The sequence below is a fragment of the Ornithinibacillus xuwenensis genome, from assembly GCF_039614845.1.
In the GTDB taxonomy this organism is placed as follows: Bacteria; Bacillota; Bacilli; order Bacillales; family Amphibacillaceae; genus Ornithinibacillus; species Ornithinibacillus xuwenensis.
This window is the reverse complement of sequence record NZ_JBDIML010000006.1, coordinates 85352-99211: the sequence shown is the minus strand read 5'-3', so window position 1 is coordinate 99211 and position 13860 is coordinate 85352. Positions and strand designations below refer to the sequence as shown.

Below are 13860 nucleotides of genomic sequence, written 5' to 3'. Positions count from 1 at the left end.
CTCACCTACCGTGCAAAGACTTTATCTGCTACTATGGTATTCTTTAGTCTTCCGATTCCTTCAATTTCTACCACGACCTCATCCCCTTCCACAACATTGACAGTTCCTTTTGGGGTTCCGGTTAGAATAACATCATTTTCATTTAAGGTCATAAAACTACTCAGATATTCAATTAGGAAAGGGATATCAAATACCATATCTCTCGTTGTACCCTCTTGTTTTAATTCCCCATTTACATAGGTGTAAAGCTTTAGATTCATCGGATCCTGCACATCCTCTTTATCAACAAACCAAGGGCCAATTGGTGTTAACGTATCACGATTTTTCACGGCTAGATTTGGTCGATAATAGTTTTCAAGATAATCACGAATAGCATAATCATTGGCAATTGTATATCCAGAAATATAGTCATACGCATCCTTCCGTTTGACAGAACGCGTTTTTTTCCCTATAACGACAGCTAGCTCACACTCATAATGCATAGTTTTAACATCAGCAGGTCGACGAGTCTGCCCACAATGCCCAATTAGTGTATTTGGACCTTTTAAAAAGACAAGTGGTTCCTCTGGTGCCTTAAAGCTAATTTCACTCGCATGATCGGCATAATTTAATCCAAGTGCAAAAATCGTTCCAGCTTCGATTGGGGGTAACCAGACGACATCCTGAGGATCTATTATTCTTCCATCCATTAATTGGAGGGTCCCATCCGCTTCAACGGCTTCATGAATAGCACCATAACACGCTACTCGCGCATGCTTCATACCCTCTCACCCCCTGCAATCAATACATTATCATGTACAAATCTGTTTTCTAAGCTACCAATATGATCGATTTCAATTCGAATCGTATCCCCTGGGCTTGCTAAAGATGGATTATACGGAACACCAACTAACAGAACATCACCACTTGCTAACGTCATAAATTCTGATACGTCCTGAATGAGACGAGGAATTGATCGAACTAATTCCTTCGTGCTATTCACCTGAATTAATTCATCATTTTTAAATGTCCAAATCATGAGATTATCGGGATTAGGAATCTCATCTTTTAATACGACCCAAGGACCAATTGGACAGAATCCATCACGCGCTTTTTGCTTAATGGCAGGACGGTAAAACGTTTGATGAGGAACTGATACATCGTTTACAATCGTATATCCCTGTACGTAATGAAATGCATCCTGTTCCTTCACCTTTACGGCAGTTTTGCCTATGACGATTCCCAGTGTTGCATTTACTTCAACAGCTTCTATTCCATTTGGTATGGCAACTTCCTTTAAATGTGCATTTAACGTATTCCTTGGTTTTATATAAAGGATAGGCCTTTGTGGTGGCTTTTGGTATGGTGCTTTATCAAATTCAGTTCGAAAGGCTTCTAATTGTTCACGAAAATTGAACAAGGTCCCATAAACAGTTCCAATAATTGGAGATTGCCATGAAAAGGAATCCTCTGCGAACTTCTCACCTTTCCACTGAATATGGGAAGCTCCTACCCATATATCCTCCAAACCAGTTGTAGAAGAAAATCTAGCCTTTGCATGATACATCATGAGTGCAGTCACTCCTATTTTTTCGAGATATGCGATTCTCTCGCCTTCATTCACTACTTTATATCCTATGAGATTTATCGCAAATACAGTAGAAGTTTTTTCGGGTTCTCCATCAGTTCAATAAATCGATTAGTAAACATTACTGCATCTGCACCATCTATGATTCGATGGTCAAATGACAATGACATTGTCATGATAGATCGAATTTCGATTTTGTCTTTATCCGTGACAACAGGCATCCTTTTTGTTTTATGAAAAGCAATGATGCTCGTTTGAGGATGATTAATGATTGGTGTTGCAGCTGTTCCACCAATAGGTCCTACATTACTAATCGTAAAGGTACCATTCTGCATTTCCTGAGCTGTTAATTGATGATCTTGTGCCTTCTTCGTCAAGGACTTCATTTCATTATGTATTTCTTTGATAGATTTTTTATCCACTTCTCGTAGTACTGGTACTAATAACCCTTTTTCAGTATTGGTTGCAAGACCAATATGATAGTCTTTTAGAAGGCGAATAACATGCTCTTGTTCGTCTAATTGTGCGTTGAATAACGGAAATTCCTTTAATGTTATTGCAATTGCCTTTAGGAAAAATGCTACAATTGAAATATTCTCTCCAGTATCTTTTAGCTCTTGACGAAATTCTAGTAAATTGGTTAAGTCGGCTTCATCGAAGTGGGTAACATGTGGAATGGTTGATAATGACTTGCTCATCCGCATCGCAATTTGCTTTCGAATACCGTTAAAAGGAATGGTATCGGGTGCTTCGCTAATAAACGTTGAATCATCCGTTGATATTTCTTCTATGAAACTCCCTTCAGCAATATCTTGCTTTTCTTGCTTTCGAATAAATTGGAAAATATCTTCATCGGTCACTCTTCCCGCAGGTCCAGTTCCAATAACTTGTTCAATATCAACATCATTCTCACGCGCAATCCTTCTCGTATGAGGTGCTGCAATAATGCGTTTAGGTGGCCGCTTTTTTGTTTCTTCTTGCTTCTGGGGAGCACTAACAGCAGCCGATACCTCCTTTTCTGAAGTTGCATCTTGAGATATTTCTTTTCCATCATCAATCTCTAATAGCACAGTACCAATATTCACAGTCGTTCCCTCAGCAAAATGGATTGTTTTTACTTTTCCCTTTGCTGGTGAAGGTATTTCTGCAACCATTTTGTCGGTTTGCATTTCAACGAGTGGCTGGTCTGCTTGGACAAGATCTCCTACCTTCACAAAGTAATTGATAATTTCTCCTTCAGTCATCCCCTCACCAATATCATGAAATTTTACCTCAACCATGGATTACACCTCATTCTTTAATTGTCCACTTCGGACTTCTGTGTCTTGTGAAGAAGTTATTTCGATGACGTTGTTGTTCGAGTCGTTGCTGACATTTTCGATTTGCTGCTTCTAACGTTGTAATGACATCTAGTTCTGCTTGTTGATAGATTTCTAGTATTGCTTGATAAATGGATTTCGTTTTGAGTAGAACTCGATTTTTATTTGGACCATAGAGCTCATCTGCTACTTGAATTAACCCACCAGCATTTACAATATAATCTGGTGCATATAAAATCTCCTTGTCATGAAGGTTCTTGGCAAGATGCTCTGCTTGTAACTGGTTGTTTGCTGATCCAACAACTGCTTTTACCTTTAATTTAGGAATTGTTTCTTCATTCAATATTCCACCCATCGCACAAGGTACAAAAATATCCGCATCCGTTTCATAGATTTCATTGCTTTCAACAACCGTTACGGCTGTATTATACTGTGCTGCTGTCTCCTCAATTGCAGCAATTACTTCAGGATAGATGTCTGTTACAATTAAGTTCGCACCCTCACGTAAAAGGCTATCAGCTATTTTAAAGCCAACCTTTCCTAGCCCTTGGATTGCATAGGTTCTTCCCTTTAAAGCATCATTACCAAACAAATAATGATTCGTTGCTTTTAATCCGTAAATTACTCCTTGTGCGGTTGGGATTGATGAATCACCACTACCCCCGAACTCCTCAGGTATTCCATTAATAAAATTTGTTTCTTTCGAAGCTTGCACGAAGTCCTCCATTGTTGTGCCCATATCTGTTCCAGTGTAAAATCTACCATTCAAAGAATCGACGAACTGACCATAGGCACGAAACATTGCTGGAGATTTATCCTTTTTCGGATCCCCTATTATTACTGCTTTTCCTCCCCCGAAATCAATATCGGCAGCGGCACATTTATTAGTCATTCCCTCAGAAAGTCGAAGAACATCCTGAAGTGCGTCATCCAGACTAGCATACGGATACATTCTAGTGCCACCAAGGGCTGGTCCTAAAGAAGTATTGTGGATTGCAATAATTGCTTGTAAACCGGTACTCGGATCATTACAAAACATCACCTGTTCATGCCCATTAATCTTTTCAAATATATCCATTGACGTATTAGATGACATATCCAATTGCTGTCTCATGGTCAAACCTCCATTCATGCAAAAATAGAGAGAAAACTTGATTTAGTAGGGGGTTATTCTCCCCCTATCTCTTTTATTTCACACGTTCACTTTTCACTAAATCATGATATTTCCCGTTAAAAAACGCCAGAGGCTCTCCCTCCTGGACAATCAATTCTGTGACTTTCCCAATAAACAAGGTATGGTCTCCAGCATCCACAGTTTCATGTAATTCACAAACGATATTAACAAGCGCATTTTTGATGGTTGGCATTTCATGAAACCAATGAAAGTCTATTTCACGAGTTTCATCAATTTGACCTGCAAAATATGCAGACAAGTCTCTTTGATTTTGATTCAAAATACTAATAGCAAATTTTCTGGCATGTGTTATATATGATTTCATAGTTGCTCGATGATCAACTGAAACTACTACGAGTTTAGGATCTAAAGATACAGACATAAAAGCATTCGCGGTCATGCCATGGACTTCTTCTCCTAGCTTCGTCGTGACGACAGTAACTCCAGTAGCAAATTTTCCCATTGCGGTACGAAACATTCGATCATCCATTTGCTGACCCCCTTTTCATCTAAAGTTTTAGTTAAATGACGAATGTAGGCTTATGCTGTGCAAGCTTTGCGGGCACAAGTTCCACTTCCTTTTCTGTTAGAACATCTAATACGACCGATGCCTCTTTAAACCATTTATCCGGAGCCTCATGCCCCCAGAACGTTTGTCGCATCGGGTCATTAATATCCCAACGAATCGGTTTAAAGTCAGGATCACTTGTTAAATAATCGCCATTATATAACTCGATACGATGACCATCTGGATCTCGTAAATATAAAAAGAAAGCATTTGATAATCCATGTCTTCCAGGCCCACGCTCAATTGCTTCTCCATATCCCATTGATGCAAGCACATCACAGGTATGAATAAGGGACAGCTGATCTGGCAGCCAGAACCCAATATGATGGAGTCTTGGTCCTAGACTATTCATAAAGGCAATATCATGTACATTTTGTTTTCGATGTAACCAGGCTGCCCAAACACTTCCCTCTTGGGTTTCCGTATATTCTGAGCAGGAAAACCCTAGCTCTTGCTGATAAAATTCATATGCCACTTCGACATTTGGAACAGCACAATTAAAGTGATCAATTCGTTGCATTCTAGATCCTTTATATAAATCATATCGCTGTAAGAGACGATCAACTGTCTCCATCTCCGCGAAAAACTCTAAGGGTAATCCAGAAATATCCTGTACTCTTAAGGCTCGCCCAAGAGCATACTGTTCTCCTTTTTCTATCCATTTCGTTGTGAAGCCATTTTTTTCAAACATCAATGCCAATGCTTCTAAATCACGATTGGAAGAAACCTTATACCCTAAAGCCTCAACAGCCGGCTTTACTGCTTTTTTCAACATGAGACTATGATGTGAATGCTCTTCTAGACCACGAAGATAAATATGATTTTCATCCGACTCTGTTTCAATAAAACCTAATGCATCAACATAAAACTTTCTTGATCGGTCCAAGTCCGTAACATGTAAAATTGCTCTGGCACAACGAATTACATTAAAATCCACCTAATTCCCCTCCCACACAAATGACGATAGTCTATTTAGCGATATTGACTCCACTTGATTTTTTTAAGAAATCCGCAACATACTGCTTAAATTGATCCTTTTCATAATTCGTAAAATAAGTCATACCCATTCGAATCGGATCTCCAAAGAAGTAATATTCATAATGAGTTTGCCTGCTACCAAAAGCACTTAGTGTCATATCCCAAGCTAGTCGGAAAAGCTGAACACGCTCATAGCCCTCTAAGTTCTTCCCTTGCAATCCACGATGAATAATTGGACCAATTTCATCATGATTAAAATCCTCTTGTGTAGGAATTCCCATTAGACCAGATGCACCTAGAACACGAATGATTTCCGTCAATCTTGGATAAATTCTTGGATACCAATTACGTGCTGCATCGAGCGCTGCAAAATCCGGCGTCATTGTACCTGAATTGTCTAGCTTTGCATTGTGTTCTGCCCGATATAGATGTGATTTCATCGTTTCCAATGTAAGCATGATTTCAGCACCTTTATCCTGCACATGCTGGAATTGATCGATTCCAATAGCATCCATCATACTAAGTGCTACACCTAATACAAATTCTGTTTTGACAATGTTTTTTGCTAATACTTGATGTGACATATGAACAACAGCATTTGTCTCTTTAAACGTACGATTACATACAGAGGAATTTCCGCACACAAATACTCTTTCCCAAGGTACAAACACATTATCAAAGGATACAATGGCATCACCTTCTTCAAACCGTGCTCCTAATGGGTGATCCCATTCGTTCTTCCCATAGTCAAACGATTCACGACTAATAAATTTTAATCCTGGCGTGTTGTTAGGAATTGCAAAGGCTAGTGAGTATGGATCATCCAATTCTCCAGCTTTCTTTACCGTAGATGGGAAGACCAAAATTTCATCTGTAATCCCACCTTGTGTAGCTAGTAAGCGAATTCCATCGACAATAATTCCATCTGGTCTTTCCTCTACAAGATGTAGCGCAACATTTGCGTCCTTTTGCTGGTGCTGTGCTTTCGCACGATTAACTTGAGGATGAATGAGTGTATGTGTTAAGCTAATATCATTTTCTCTGGCATATTCATAATAATTTTTTGCATTTTCTGCAAAACGAGGGTCTCCTTCTGCAAATAAACTATTATTCACTCCCATTGCCATTACTTCAGCATTCAAATAGTCTGGTGAACGTCCCATCATCCCACCTGAAGTCCTAGCCCATTCCTGTGTGGCTTCACGACGGGCAATTAAATCTTCTATAGTTCTTGGCTGCAGAAAAGTCATTCCAACCTTATTCCCGGTAGTCGGTGAAGTATAAAGCATTCTATCAGCATTCTCATGCTGGACATCATACAAATTTGCCATCGATTTAATGACATTTTTAATGGCTGGATGCTCCGTAACATCCGCTACTCTTTCTCCATGTATATAAACATTGTTATTCGCTTTTTTTAATCGTTCAATATATTCTGCTCCAGTTTTAGCTGGCATATCAAGCCCTCCCCTTCTTTCCGAATTGCGGTATATGGTGATTTCCGATTGCTACATGAATGGCCTTTGGTTCTGTATAAAACTCAAAGATTGCAAAATGTCCACCTTCACGTCCAATACCACTTGCTTTCATACCACCAAATGGAATTCGTAGATCTCGAACATTTTGTGAATTCACCCAAATCATTCCTGAATCAATTGCTTGGGCGACACGATGACCACGTTTTATGTCATTTGTCCAAACATAGCCTGCTAGACCATAATCCACATCATTCGCCATGGAAATAACTTCTTCCTCTGTTTCAAAATCAATTACAGCCATTACGGGACCAAAAATCTCCTCTTGGCAAACTCGCATATCATTCTTTGCATGAAGCAATAATGTAGGAGGAATATAATTTCCACTTTTCAGCCGATTAGGTACCGTTCCCTGATATACCTCACAGCCTTCTTCTCTAGCAAGTTCAATATATCCACTAACCTTTTCAAAATGCCCTCTATCAATTAACGGACCAATTTCCGTTTCATCATCCTTTGGATCTCCTACTATAATATTTTTGACACGAGCTTTTAATGCTTCCACAAATTCCCCCTTAACACTTTTATGGACAAATACCCGTGAATTAGCAGTGCAGCGTTCGCCATTAAAAGAAAAGATTCCCCAAACAGCTGCGTCCAAAGCATTATTGAAATCTGCATCCTCAAATACGATTAATGGAGACTTTCCGCCAAGCTCCATCGAGGTTTTTTTTAAGGAATCTGCCCCATTCTTAATAATGCGTTTTCCAGTTGTTGTTTCACCTGTAAACGAGATTGCTTTGACTGTTGGATGCTTTACTAGAGCCTCTCCAGCCGTCTCACCATACCCGTGAACAACATTAAAGACACCACTTGGTAGCTCTGCTTTCTGCATAACATTTGCCAAAATATTAGCTGATAATGGAGAGAGTTCTGCTGGCTTTAACACAACGGTATTTCCAGTAGCTAATGCAGGTGCTACCTTCCAGGTCAATAACATAAATGGAGCATTCCAAGGTGTGATTAATCCGACAACACCTAATGGTTTATACACGGTGTAATTCATGAATTCCTCATCTACCTGATAGGCATCGCCATGCATCCTTGCCTGAACCATTCTCGAATAAAAGCGAAAATTCTCTGCACCACGAGCTGCCATCTTACGTGTCTGACTAATCGGGAGACCAGAATCTAAGGATTCCAGCTTTGCAATTGCTTCTGATTCTTCTTCAATTAAATCTGCAATTCGATCAATGTATTTCATTCTCTCTTTTAGCTTCATCGATCCCCAGGGTCCTTTTCGAAAAGCTTCACCGGCTGCTAATACTGCTTCGTTTATGTCTACGCTATCTCCTTTAGCTACTAGATTAATGGGTTCATTTGTAAACGGACTTATATTTTTAAAGGTTTCACCGCTTCTTGCTTCTACAAATTCTCCATTTATGTAGAGTTTGACATCCTCAACCCTCTGTTCCAAATGCATTCCCCTCCTTAAATTTCCACATCTTCTGTAATAAGCTGATAATCTAGTAATACATCTTTAATCTCTAATTGAATCGCTTCTGAAGGGACATCTAATGGTTTTCTAAGAATGGGTTTTATTTTACCCATCATCCCAAGTGCAGCCTTTACGGGGGCTGGATTAGTATCTCGGAAAAGCACATCATTTAAAGGCATGAGATGATAATGAAGATCTTGTGCCCTCTCTACCTCTCCCTTAGCCCAGTGGTTATAAATAGCAGCTACCTCACGTGGTGCAACATTTGCCGTAGCACTGATATGACCAGCTCCTCCAATTGCTAGCATCGGGTAACACAGTACCTCAATACCAGAATAGAGATTAAAGTCTCGACCACATTTCAGCAATACTTGATTAACATGTTCAAAGTCCTTATTGGACTCCTTCACGCCAATAATATTTGGACAATCTTCTGCTAATCTAGCGATTGTAACCGCTTCCAAATTTATTGCTGTTCGACCTGGTATATTGTATAAGATGATAGGAATATCTACTGAATCTGCTATTGCTTTGAAGTGTTTGTATAAAGCATGTTGGTTGGGTTTATTGTAGTATGGAACGATGACCATTGCAGCATCTGCTCCCATTTCTTGTGCAGCCTTCGTCATGTGGAGTGTTTCTTGATGGTTAGTTGAACCAGTTCCCGGGATGAAAGGAACTCTTTTATTTACGGTTTTGCATGCTGTTTCCATCACATGAATCCGTTCCTCTATTGACATCGAGCTAGGTTCCCCTGATGTACCGGTTACAGAAATTCCGTGACTTCCACTAGCAATTTGCCAGTTAATTAATTCCTTGAACTTCTCAAAATCAATCCGCTCATCTTCATGGAAAGGTGTTATCACTGGTGCAATTGAGCCTCGTAACCTTTCTTTTGCTTCTTCAAAAGCCATCTGATTACCTCCACTCTTTGTTTATAAAAATATTAATTTTCTGAATAAATAAATCATATATGATTTAACATATGATGTCAATAAAGAAAAAGAACTAGAATATCCTCCAGTTCTTTCTCTAAGTCGATAATGTATTGGTTTCCAATAGGTTTCTTCTTCTTTTCTCAAAGTTTTCTGCGGTTTTAATTTTATGTTCCCTCGCTAAGAACTCTAATTTATCTGAATCTCCATTCTCCAGTAGTTCTATGATTTGCTGATGCTCCGTAATGGATTCCTTCACACGTTTGGAATAGAGGGTTGAGCCGGTTCCTCTAATGGAATCAATTCGATTCCATGTATGTTGAATAGATTCTATTAAATACGTATTCTTACATTCTTCACAAATGATGCGATGGAAAGCTGCATTAAGCTTACTATATTGAATGATATCAAAATCCTCTAATGCCACCTCCATTAATTGATTTAGCTCACATAATTGATTAAGCTTTTCTTTCGGAAAATCCTTACCAGCTTGTGCAGTTGCATAGCCTTCCAGTACAGCTAACACATAAACTGTATCAAGGTAATCGGACTCATTAACTTCTGCAACAACTGGTCCAATATTTCGTTTGTACACAACTAGTCGTTCTGCTTCAAGCTGGCGTATTGCTTCCCGAACAGGAATAGAGCTTGTTTCAAGCTCCTTGGCTATTTGATCAATTACGATTCGTTGCCCAGGCACATATTCCCGCTCAATAATCCTACCCTTTAATACACGATACACCTTTTGTTGTTTGTTTTCATTCACCATAATACAATTATAGTATAGGAAATGATATATGATGTCAATATTCTGAATACTGTGTTCTTTATATAACAAAATGTTATTCGAATAGAATTTGTTCCTTACACATCAAATTTAGTCGACACCTGTACCTCAGAAAAGATAAAATGGGTTACCGTTTGGGCCAATGGACTAATGGAGTCTATAAATTCCTCTGCTTGCAAAAAGGTTTCAAAGTTCATTTTGATCATGTAACATGCGTTACCTGCTATACGATAACAAAACACTACATTGGAAAGCTTCTCGATACGTTTTTTAAAAGAATTATAATCGCCATTTTTCACTGTTGCTTCTATGATGCACTGGATTGGCAATCCCAACTTTTCAACATCTACATCTAATGTGTACCCCTTTATGACACCGAAGGATTCCATTTGTCTAACTCGTTCCGTTACAGATGGAGAAGATAAATTCACTCTTCGTCCTAGTTCACTCATGGATAAGCGACTATTATTTTTTAATTCATCCAATATCCTTCTATCCACTTTGTCTATTTTCATACTTTAACATTTTCCTCCATAACTCGTTAATTTTACTAAGATAACAATATAATTGCGTTTAGTGTTTAATGTTAATTGTATATTTAACATTCTATAATTAATATATCAAGGAGGTAATAAACATGGCAAGAATTGTAAAATCTAGTATCGGGGGAACCCCTTTCGAGAGGCTGTTAGGACATAATAAAGCGGTAATGGAAAGGTGGTCCTCCTTAGGAAATGTTTTAGAAGCTGATGGCTTCCTCTCTTCTAATCTTAAAGAACAGGTTAGAAGAACCTTAGCACAACAGAATGGGTGTGCGTATTGTAAAGCAAAAGGAAAGCCTGACATTAAGCATTTCGATGAAAAGACATCCATTGCTGTTGGTTTTGCAGACGTATTTCTGAAGCAAAAGAGCTTCATACCGGACTCCATATTTCATGTACTAAAACAATCATTTACAGATGCAGAGATCAGTGAACTTTGTTCATTTATTGCGTTTACCACAGCTTCTCAATACTTTGGTGCAATGTTGAAATTGGAGGCAACGAATTTTTAAACTCGGTATTAATTGAAGGAAACGATGAGAAGTCAATAAACCTAACAAGAAAAAGCTTGGAAGAGATACTGCCTCCCAAAAGTTAGAGTAAAAAATCTAACTTTCGGGTGTAAGCATCAGATCCAAGCTTTTCTTTTCTATGTAAAATATACGATTAGAGCCCATAGAAGCCAAATAGCCCCGCTAAAGCACCAGTTAATTTTCTCATCCAATCAAAGAATAAGGCAATACCAAAGAGAATCATCAAATATCCGCCTATCTTAACTAATCTTGCACTGTGCTTTTTAATCCATTTTAATTTACCAATGAAAAAGGATAGCACAAAGAATGGTATTGAAAAGCCAAGGATATAACTAACCATCATCAGCATGCCGTATTCAGGGTCAGTTGCAACTAAAGACATAACGACGCCAAGTATTGGTCCCATACAAGGTGTCCATCCTAATGAAAATGTGAATCCAATTAAGATAGAACCAATCAATCCAGAAGGTCGATTTTTGAATCGAATCCTTCTATCCTTCATTAGAAATTCGAAGTTTAGGATCCCTACGATTACTAACCCAAAGAAGATGATAAGAATTGCTCCTAATTGCCTAACAATATCTTGATAAGTTCTTAGAAATTCCGAGATATACGATGATGAAAAACCAAGAACTAGGAAAATCAGTGAGAAACCGAATAAGAATGAAGCTGTATGCAATGCAGCTCTTTTCGTAATTTTCTTATTATCCTCTTTCAATTCACTAATACTCATGCCAGTAATATAGGATAGAAAGGTTGGATATAATGGCAACACACAGGGGGAAATAAACGACAAGAAACCTGCCCCAAACGCGATAAAAATATTAACCTCAGACATTTATATCCTCCTAGATTAAATAATTTTTAACATATAACGAAATCACTAGTAACGCTTAACGCTAAATAATCATTATTCGTTTATCATATATTCGCCATCTTCATAGACCTTGTACAAACCTACTGTCCCACTTCCGCCACTTTCTCTCATAGATTTCGAAGTTAATACAATGGTATAATAGGAGCCATTATCATCGGTCTTTAGCTCGCCACCCATATCATTAAATTCAATATCCTCATTATCTTCCATTTGTAATTGCCGTTTTAAGTATTCGATTGCGGACGATCCAGAGGAAATTTCCACATTAGAAGACTGTGATTCTACGCTTTCATCCTTTTCGTTGCTGCCTTCCTCTTCATCCTCTGAACTGGATTTATTGGATGAAGATTCATCCACATCATTTTCATTATTACGATTGCTTTCACTATTTTCCTCTGCACTATCATCTTTGTCATCACGAGATGTCTTACTAGATTCATTAGCGTTTGAGGAAACCTCTGTATCTACAGATTCATAAGCATGAGATTGATCATTTTCAGCTAAAGCATCCGATGTATCCTCACAGCCAAACAACACGACAAATAAACCAATCAATATACTTAATCTGCAAGCGTTTTTTATTTTTTTCATCATGACAACTCCATTCTGTCTCGATTTTTATGTTGGTAGAAGATTCAATAATACAGTTAATGAAATAACACTAAACAAGGTAGAAACTAACGTAATACTTGAAACTAATTCTGGCTCTGTATCAAATTGTATTGCATACATTGTGGTTGTAGCTGCACTTGGCATAGCTGACAAAATAATCAGTACTGTAGCTATTAACGGCTCTACATCCACTAACATCACGAACCCAAAAGCAATTAACGGGGCAATAATCATTCGTATGGAAACGGCAGAAATAATTACCTGCCAATTAAATTTAATCGAGGTAATTGATGCTAGTTGCATTCCTAGTAATACCATCATAACTGGAATAGCTGCCCCAGCTACCATTGTCAGAGTAGAATAAACTGAAGGTGGTATTTCCCAGGCAATATTTTGTAGAATTATAGCGAATATAGCCGCATATGTAGCTGGCATTTTAAATACCTTCTTCAATGCTTGTCCCATTCCATTAGAACTTCTGGAAGCATAATAGACCCCAAAGGAATTCATGAACATTGTCTGAATAACCATAAAAAATACGGCATACGGTAGTGCCTCTTCCCCTATTGTAAATAAGATAACTGGTACCCCATAGTTACCGGCGTTCATAAAAGCAGTTGTTAGTATCGAGGCACTTTCAACTGAATGTGACCACTTCATGATTTTTTTAGAAACTTTACTCAACATAATCATGGCAATTAATTGAATGAATGCAAATACTAATAAAATTGTGTATCGCTCATCGAAGGTTGCTTCATATAGCTTCGTAAACACTAAAGCTGGTAAAAAGATATAAATTGATACCGTTGATACAGCTTTTACATCAACTGCTTTAATCCGTTGAAGAACATACCCCGCCCCAAATACAGCCATTATCGGAAGGATAACATTAAGAAATAAAACCATTTCATTAACTCCATTACATGTAATTTATTTTCCTAATTAGTATAACACTCCTCAAAATAGATTAAGAGGATTTCAACTTAGTTTTCCAA

Annotated in this window: 15 protein-coding genes; 1 reads left to right on the top strand and 14 read right to left on the bottom strand. The window is 38.2% G+C overall.

The genetic code is table 11. The annotated features are described in order from the left end of the window. Positions 1–5: 5 nt before the first annotated feature. The 11 genes from ABC228_RS15690 to ABC228_RS15640 form a co-directional block, all read right to left on the bottom strand. Complete coding sequence (locus ABC228_RS15690; protein WP_345826121.1) at positions 6–761, bottom strand: fumarylacetoacetate hydrolase family protein; 756 nt, start codon at positions 759–761, stop codon at positions 6–8. After that, positions 758–1549: a fumarylacetoacetate hydrolase family protein gene (locus tag ABC228_RS15685; RefSeq protein WP_345826120.1), complete on the bottom strand. Its 792-nt coding sequence runs from the start codon at positions 1547–1549 to the stop codon at positions 758–760. The genes ABC228_RS15690 and ABC228_RS15685 overlap by 4 nt, the downstream gene beginning before the upstream one ends. 74 nt (positions 1550–1623) lie before the next feature. Then, positions 1624–2847, bottom strand: coding sequence for a dihydrolipoamide acetyltransferase family protein (locus ABC228_RS15680; protein WP_345826119.1), 1224 nt, complete (start codon positions 2845–2847; stop codon positions 1624–1626). Between the two features lie 10 nt (positions 2848–2857). Then, complete coding sequence (locus ABC228_RS15675) at positions 2858–4000, bottom strand: Leu/Phe/Val dehydrogenase (protein ID WP_345826118.1); 1143 nt, start codon at positions 3998–4000, stop codon at positions 2858–2860. A gap of 73 nt (positions 4001–4073) precedes the next feature. Beyond that, on the bottom strand, positions 4074–4550 hold the full coding sequence (locus ABC228_RS15670) for a flavin reductase family protein (RefSeq protein WP_345826117.1): 477 nt from the start codon (positions 4548–4550) through the stop codon (positions 4074–4076). A gap of 31 nt (positions 4551–4581) precedes the next feature. Next, the gene (gene hpaD, locus ABC228_RS15665) at positions 4582–5565 is read right to left on the bottom strand and encodes a 3,4-dihydroxyphenylacetate 2,3-dioxygenase (RefSeq protein ID WP_345826116.1); all 984 of its coding nucleotides are present in this window, start codon (positions 5563–5565) and stop codon (positions 4582–4584) included. 31 nt (positions 5566–5596) lie between these two features. Next, positions 5597–7063, bottom strand: a complete 1467-nt coding sequence (hpaB, locus tag ABC228_RS15660) for a 4-hydroxyphenylacetate 3-monooxygenase, oxygenase component (RefSeq protein WP_345826115.1) — start codon at positions 7061–7063, stop codon at positions 5597–5599. 1 nt (position 7064) lies between these two features. Then, a complete protein-coding gene (gene hpaE / locus ABC228_RS15655) occupies positions 7065–8564 on the bottom strand; it encodes a 5-carboxymethyl-2-hydroxymuconate semialdehyde dehydrogenase (RefSeq protein WP_345826114.1) in 1500 nt (499 codons plus the stop codon). Between the two features lie 8 nt (positions 8565–8572). Next, on the bottom strand, positions 8573–9493 hold the full coding sequence (gene hpaI, locus ABC228_RS15650) for a 2,4-dihydroxyhept-2-ene-1,7-dioic acid aldolase (protein WP_345826112.1): 921 nt from the start codon (positions 9491–9493) through the stop codon (positions 8573–8575). A 118-nt stretch (positions 9494–9611) separates the two neighbouring features. Beyond that, complete coding sequence (locus tag ABC228_RS15645) at positions 9612–10283, bottom strand: GntR family transcriptional regulator (RefSeq protein WP_345826111.1); 672 nt, start codon at positions 10281–10283, stop codon at positions 9612–9614. 95 nt (positions 10284–10378) lie between these two features. After that, on the bottom strand, positions 10379–10816 hold the full coding sequence (locus ABC228_RS15640) for an Lrp/AsnC family transcriptional regulator (protein WP_345826110.1): 438 nt from the start codon (positions 10814–10816) through the stop codon (positions 10379–10381). A 122-nt stretch (positions 10817–10938) separates the two neighbouring features. Here ABC228_RS15640 and ABC228_RS15635 point away from each other — a divergent pair, with 122 nt between their 5' ends. After that, entirely contained in the window at positions 10939–11355 is a 417-nt protein-coding gene (locus ABC228_RS15635; protein WP_345826109.1) for a carboxymuconolactone decarboxylase family protein, read from the top strand. Between the two features lie 154 nt (positions 11356–11509). Here ABC228_RS15635 and ABC228_RS15630 read toward each other — a convergent pair whose 3' ends face one another. From ABC228_RS15630 to ABC228_RS15620, 3 genes are all read right to left on the bottom strand, one after another. Then, positions 11510–12214, bottom strand: a complete 705-nt coding sequence (locus ABC228_RS15630; RefSeq protein ID WP_345826108.1) for a cytochrome c biogenesis CcdA family protein — start codon at positions 12212–12214, stop codon at positions 11510–11512. Positions 12215–12286: 72 nt separating this feature from the next. After that, positions 12287–12847, bottom strand: a complete 561-nt coding sequence (locus tag ABC228_RS15625) for a hypothetical protein (protein ID WP_345826107.1) — start codon at positions 12845–12847, stop codon at positions 12287–12289. A gap of 24 nt (positions 12848–12871) precedes the next feature. Then, positions 12872–13771 (bottom strand): AEC family transporter, encoded by a 900-nt coding sequence (locus ABC228_RS15620; protein ID WP_345826106.1) that lies wholly within the window; start codon positions 13769–13771, stop codon positions 12872–12874. Positions 13772–13860: the final 89 nt, after the last annotated feature.

Excerpts from the sequence above, each read along its gene's own strand:
- ABC228_RS15690 (WP_345826121.1), bottom strand. The coding sequence starts at position 761 with ATGAAGCATGCGCGAGTAGCGTGTTATGGTGCTATTCATGAAGCCGTT.
- ABC228_RS15685 (WP_345826120.1), bottom strand. The coding sequence starts at position 1,549 with ATGATGTATCATGCAAAGGCTAGATTTTCTTCTACAACTGGTTTGGAG.
- ABC228_RS15680 (WP_345826119.1), bottom strand. The coding sequence starts at position 2,847 with ATGGTTGAGGTAAAATTTCATGATATTGGTGAGGGGATGACTGAAGGA.
- ABC228_RS15675 (WP_345826118.1), bottom strand. The coding sequence starts at position 4,000 with ATGAGACAGCAATTGGATATGTCATCTAATACGTCAATGGATATATTT.
- ABC228_RS15670 (WP_345826117.1), bottom strand. The coding sequence starts at position 4,550 with ATGGATGATCGAATGTTTCGTACCGCAATGGGAAAATTTGCTACTGGA.
- hpaB (WP_345826115.1), bottom strand. The coding sequence starts at position 7,063 with ATGCCAGCTAAAACTGGAGCAGAATATATTGAACGATTAAAAAAAGCG.
- hpaE (WP_345826114.1), bottom strand. The coding sequence starts at position 8,564 with ATGCATTTGGAACAGAGGGTTGAGGATGTCAAACTCTACATAAATGGA.
- hpaI (WP_345826112.1), bottom strand. The coding sequence starts at position 9,493 with ATGGCTTTTGAAGAAGCAAAAGAAAGGTTACGAGGCTCAATTGCACCA.
- ABC228_RS15645 (WP_345826111.1), bottom strand. The coding sequence starts at position 10,283 with ATGGTGAATGAAAACAAACAACAAAAGGTGTATCGTGTATTAAAGGGT.
- ABC228_RS15640 (WP_345826110.1), bottom strand. The coding sequence starts at position 10,816 with ATGAAAATAGACAAAGTGGATAGAAGGATATTGGATGAATTAAAAAAT.
- ABC228_RS15635 (WP_345826109.1), top strand. The coding sequence starts at position 10,939 with ATGGCAAGAATTGTAAAATCTAGTATCGGGGGAACCCCTTTCGAGAGG.
- ABC228_RS15630 (WP_345826108.1), bottom strand. The coding sequence starts at position 12,214 with ATGTCTGAGGTTAATATTTTTATCGCGTTTGGGGCAGGTTTCTTGTCG.
- ABC228_RS15625 (WP_345826107.1), bottom strand. The coding sequence starts at position 12,847 with ATGATGAAAAAAATAAAAAACGCTTGCAGATTAAGTATATTGATTGGT.
- ABC228_RS15620 (WP_345826106.1), bottom strand. The coding sequence starts at position 13,771 with ATGGTTTTATTTCTTAATGTTATCCTTCCGATAATGGCTGTATTTGGG.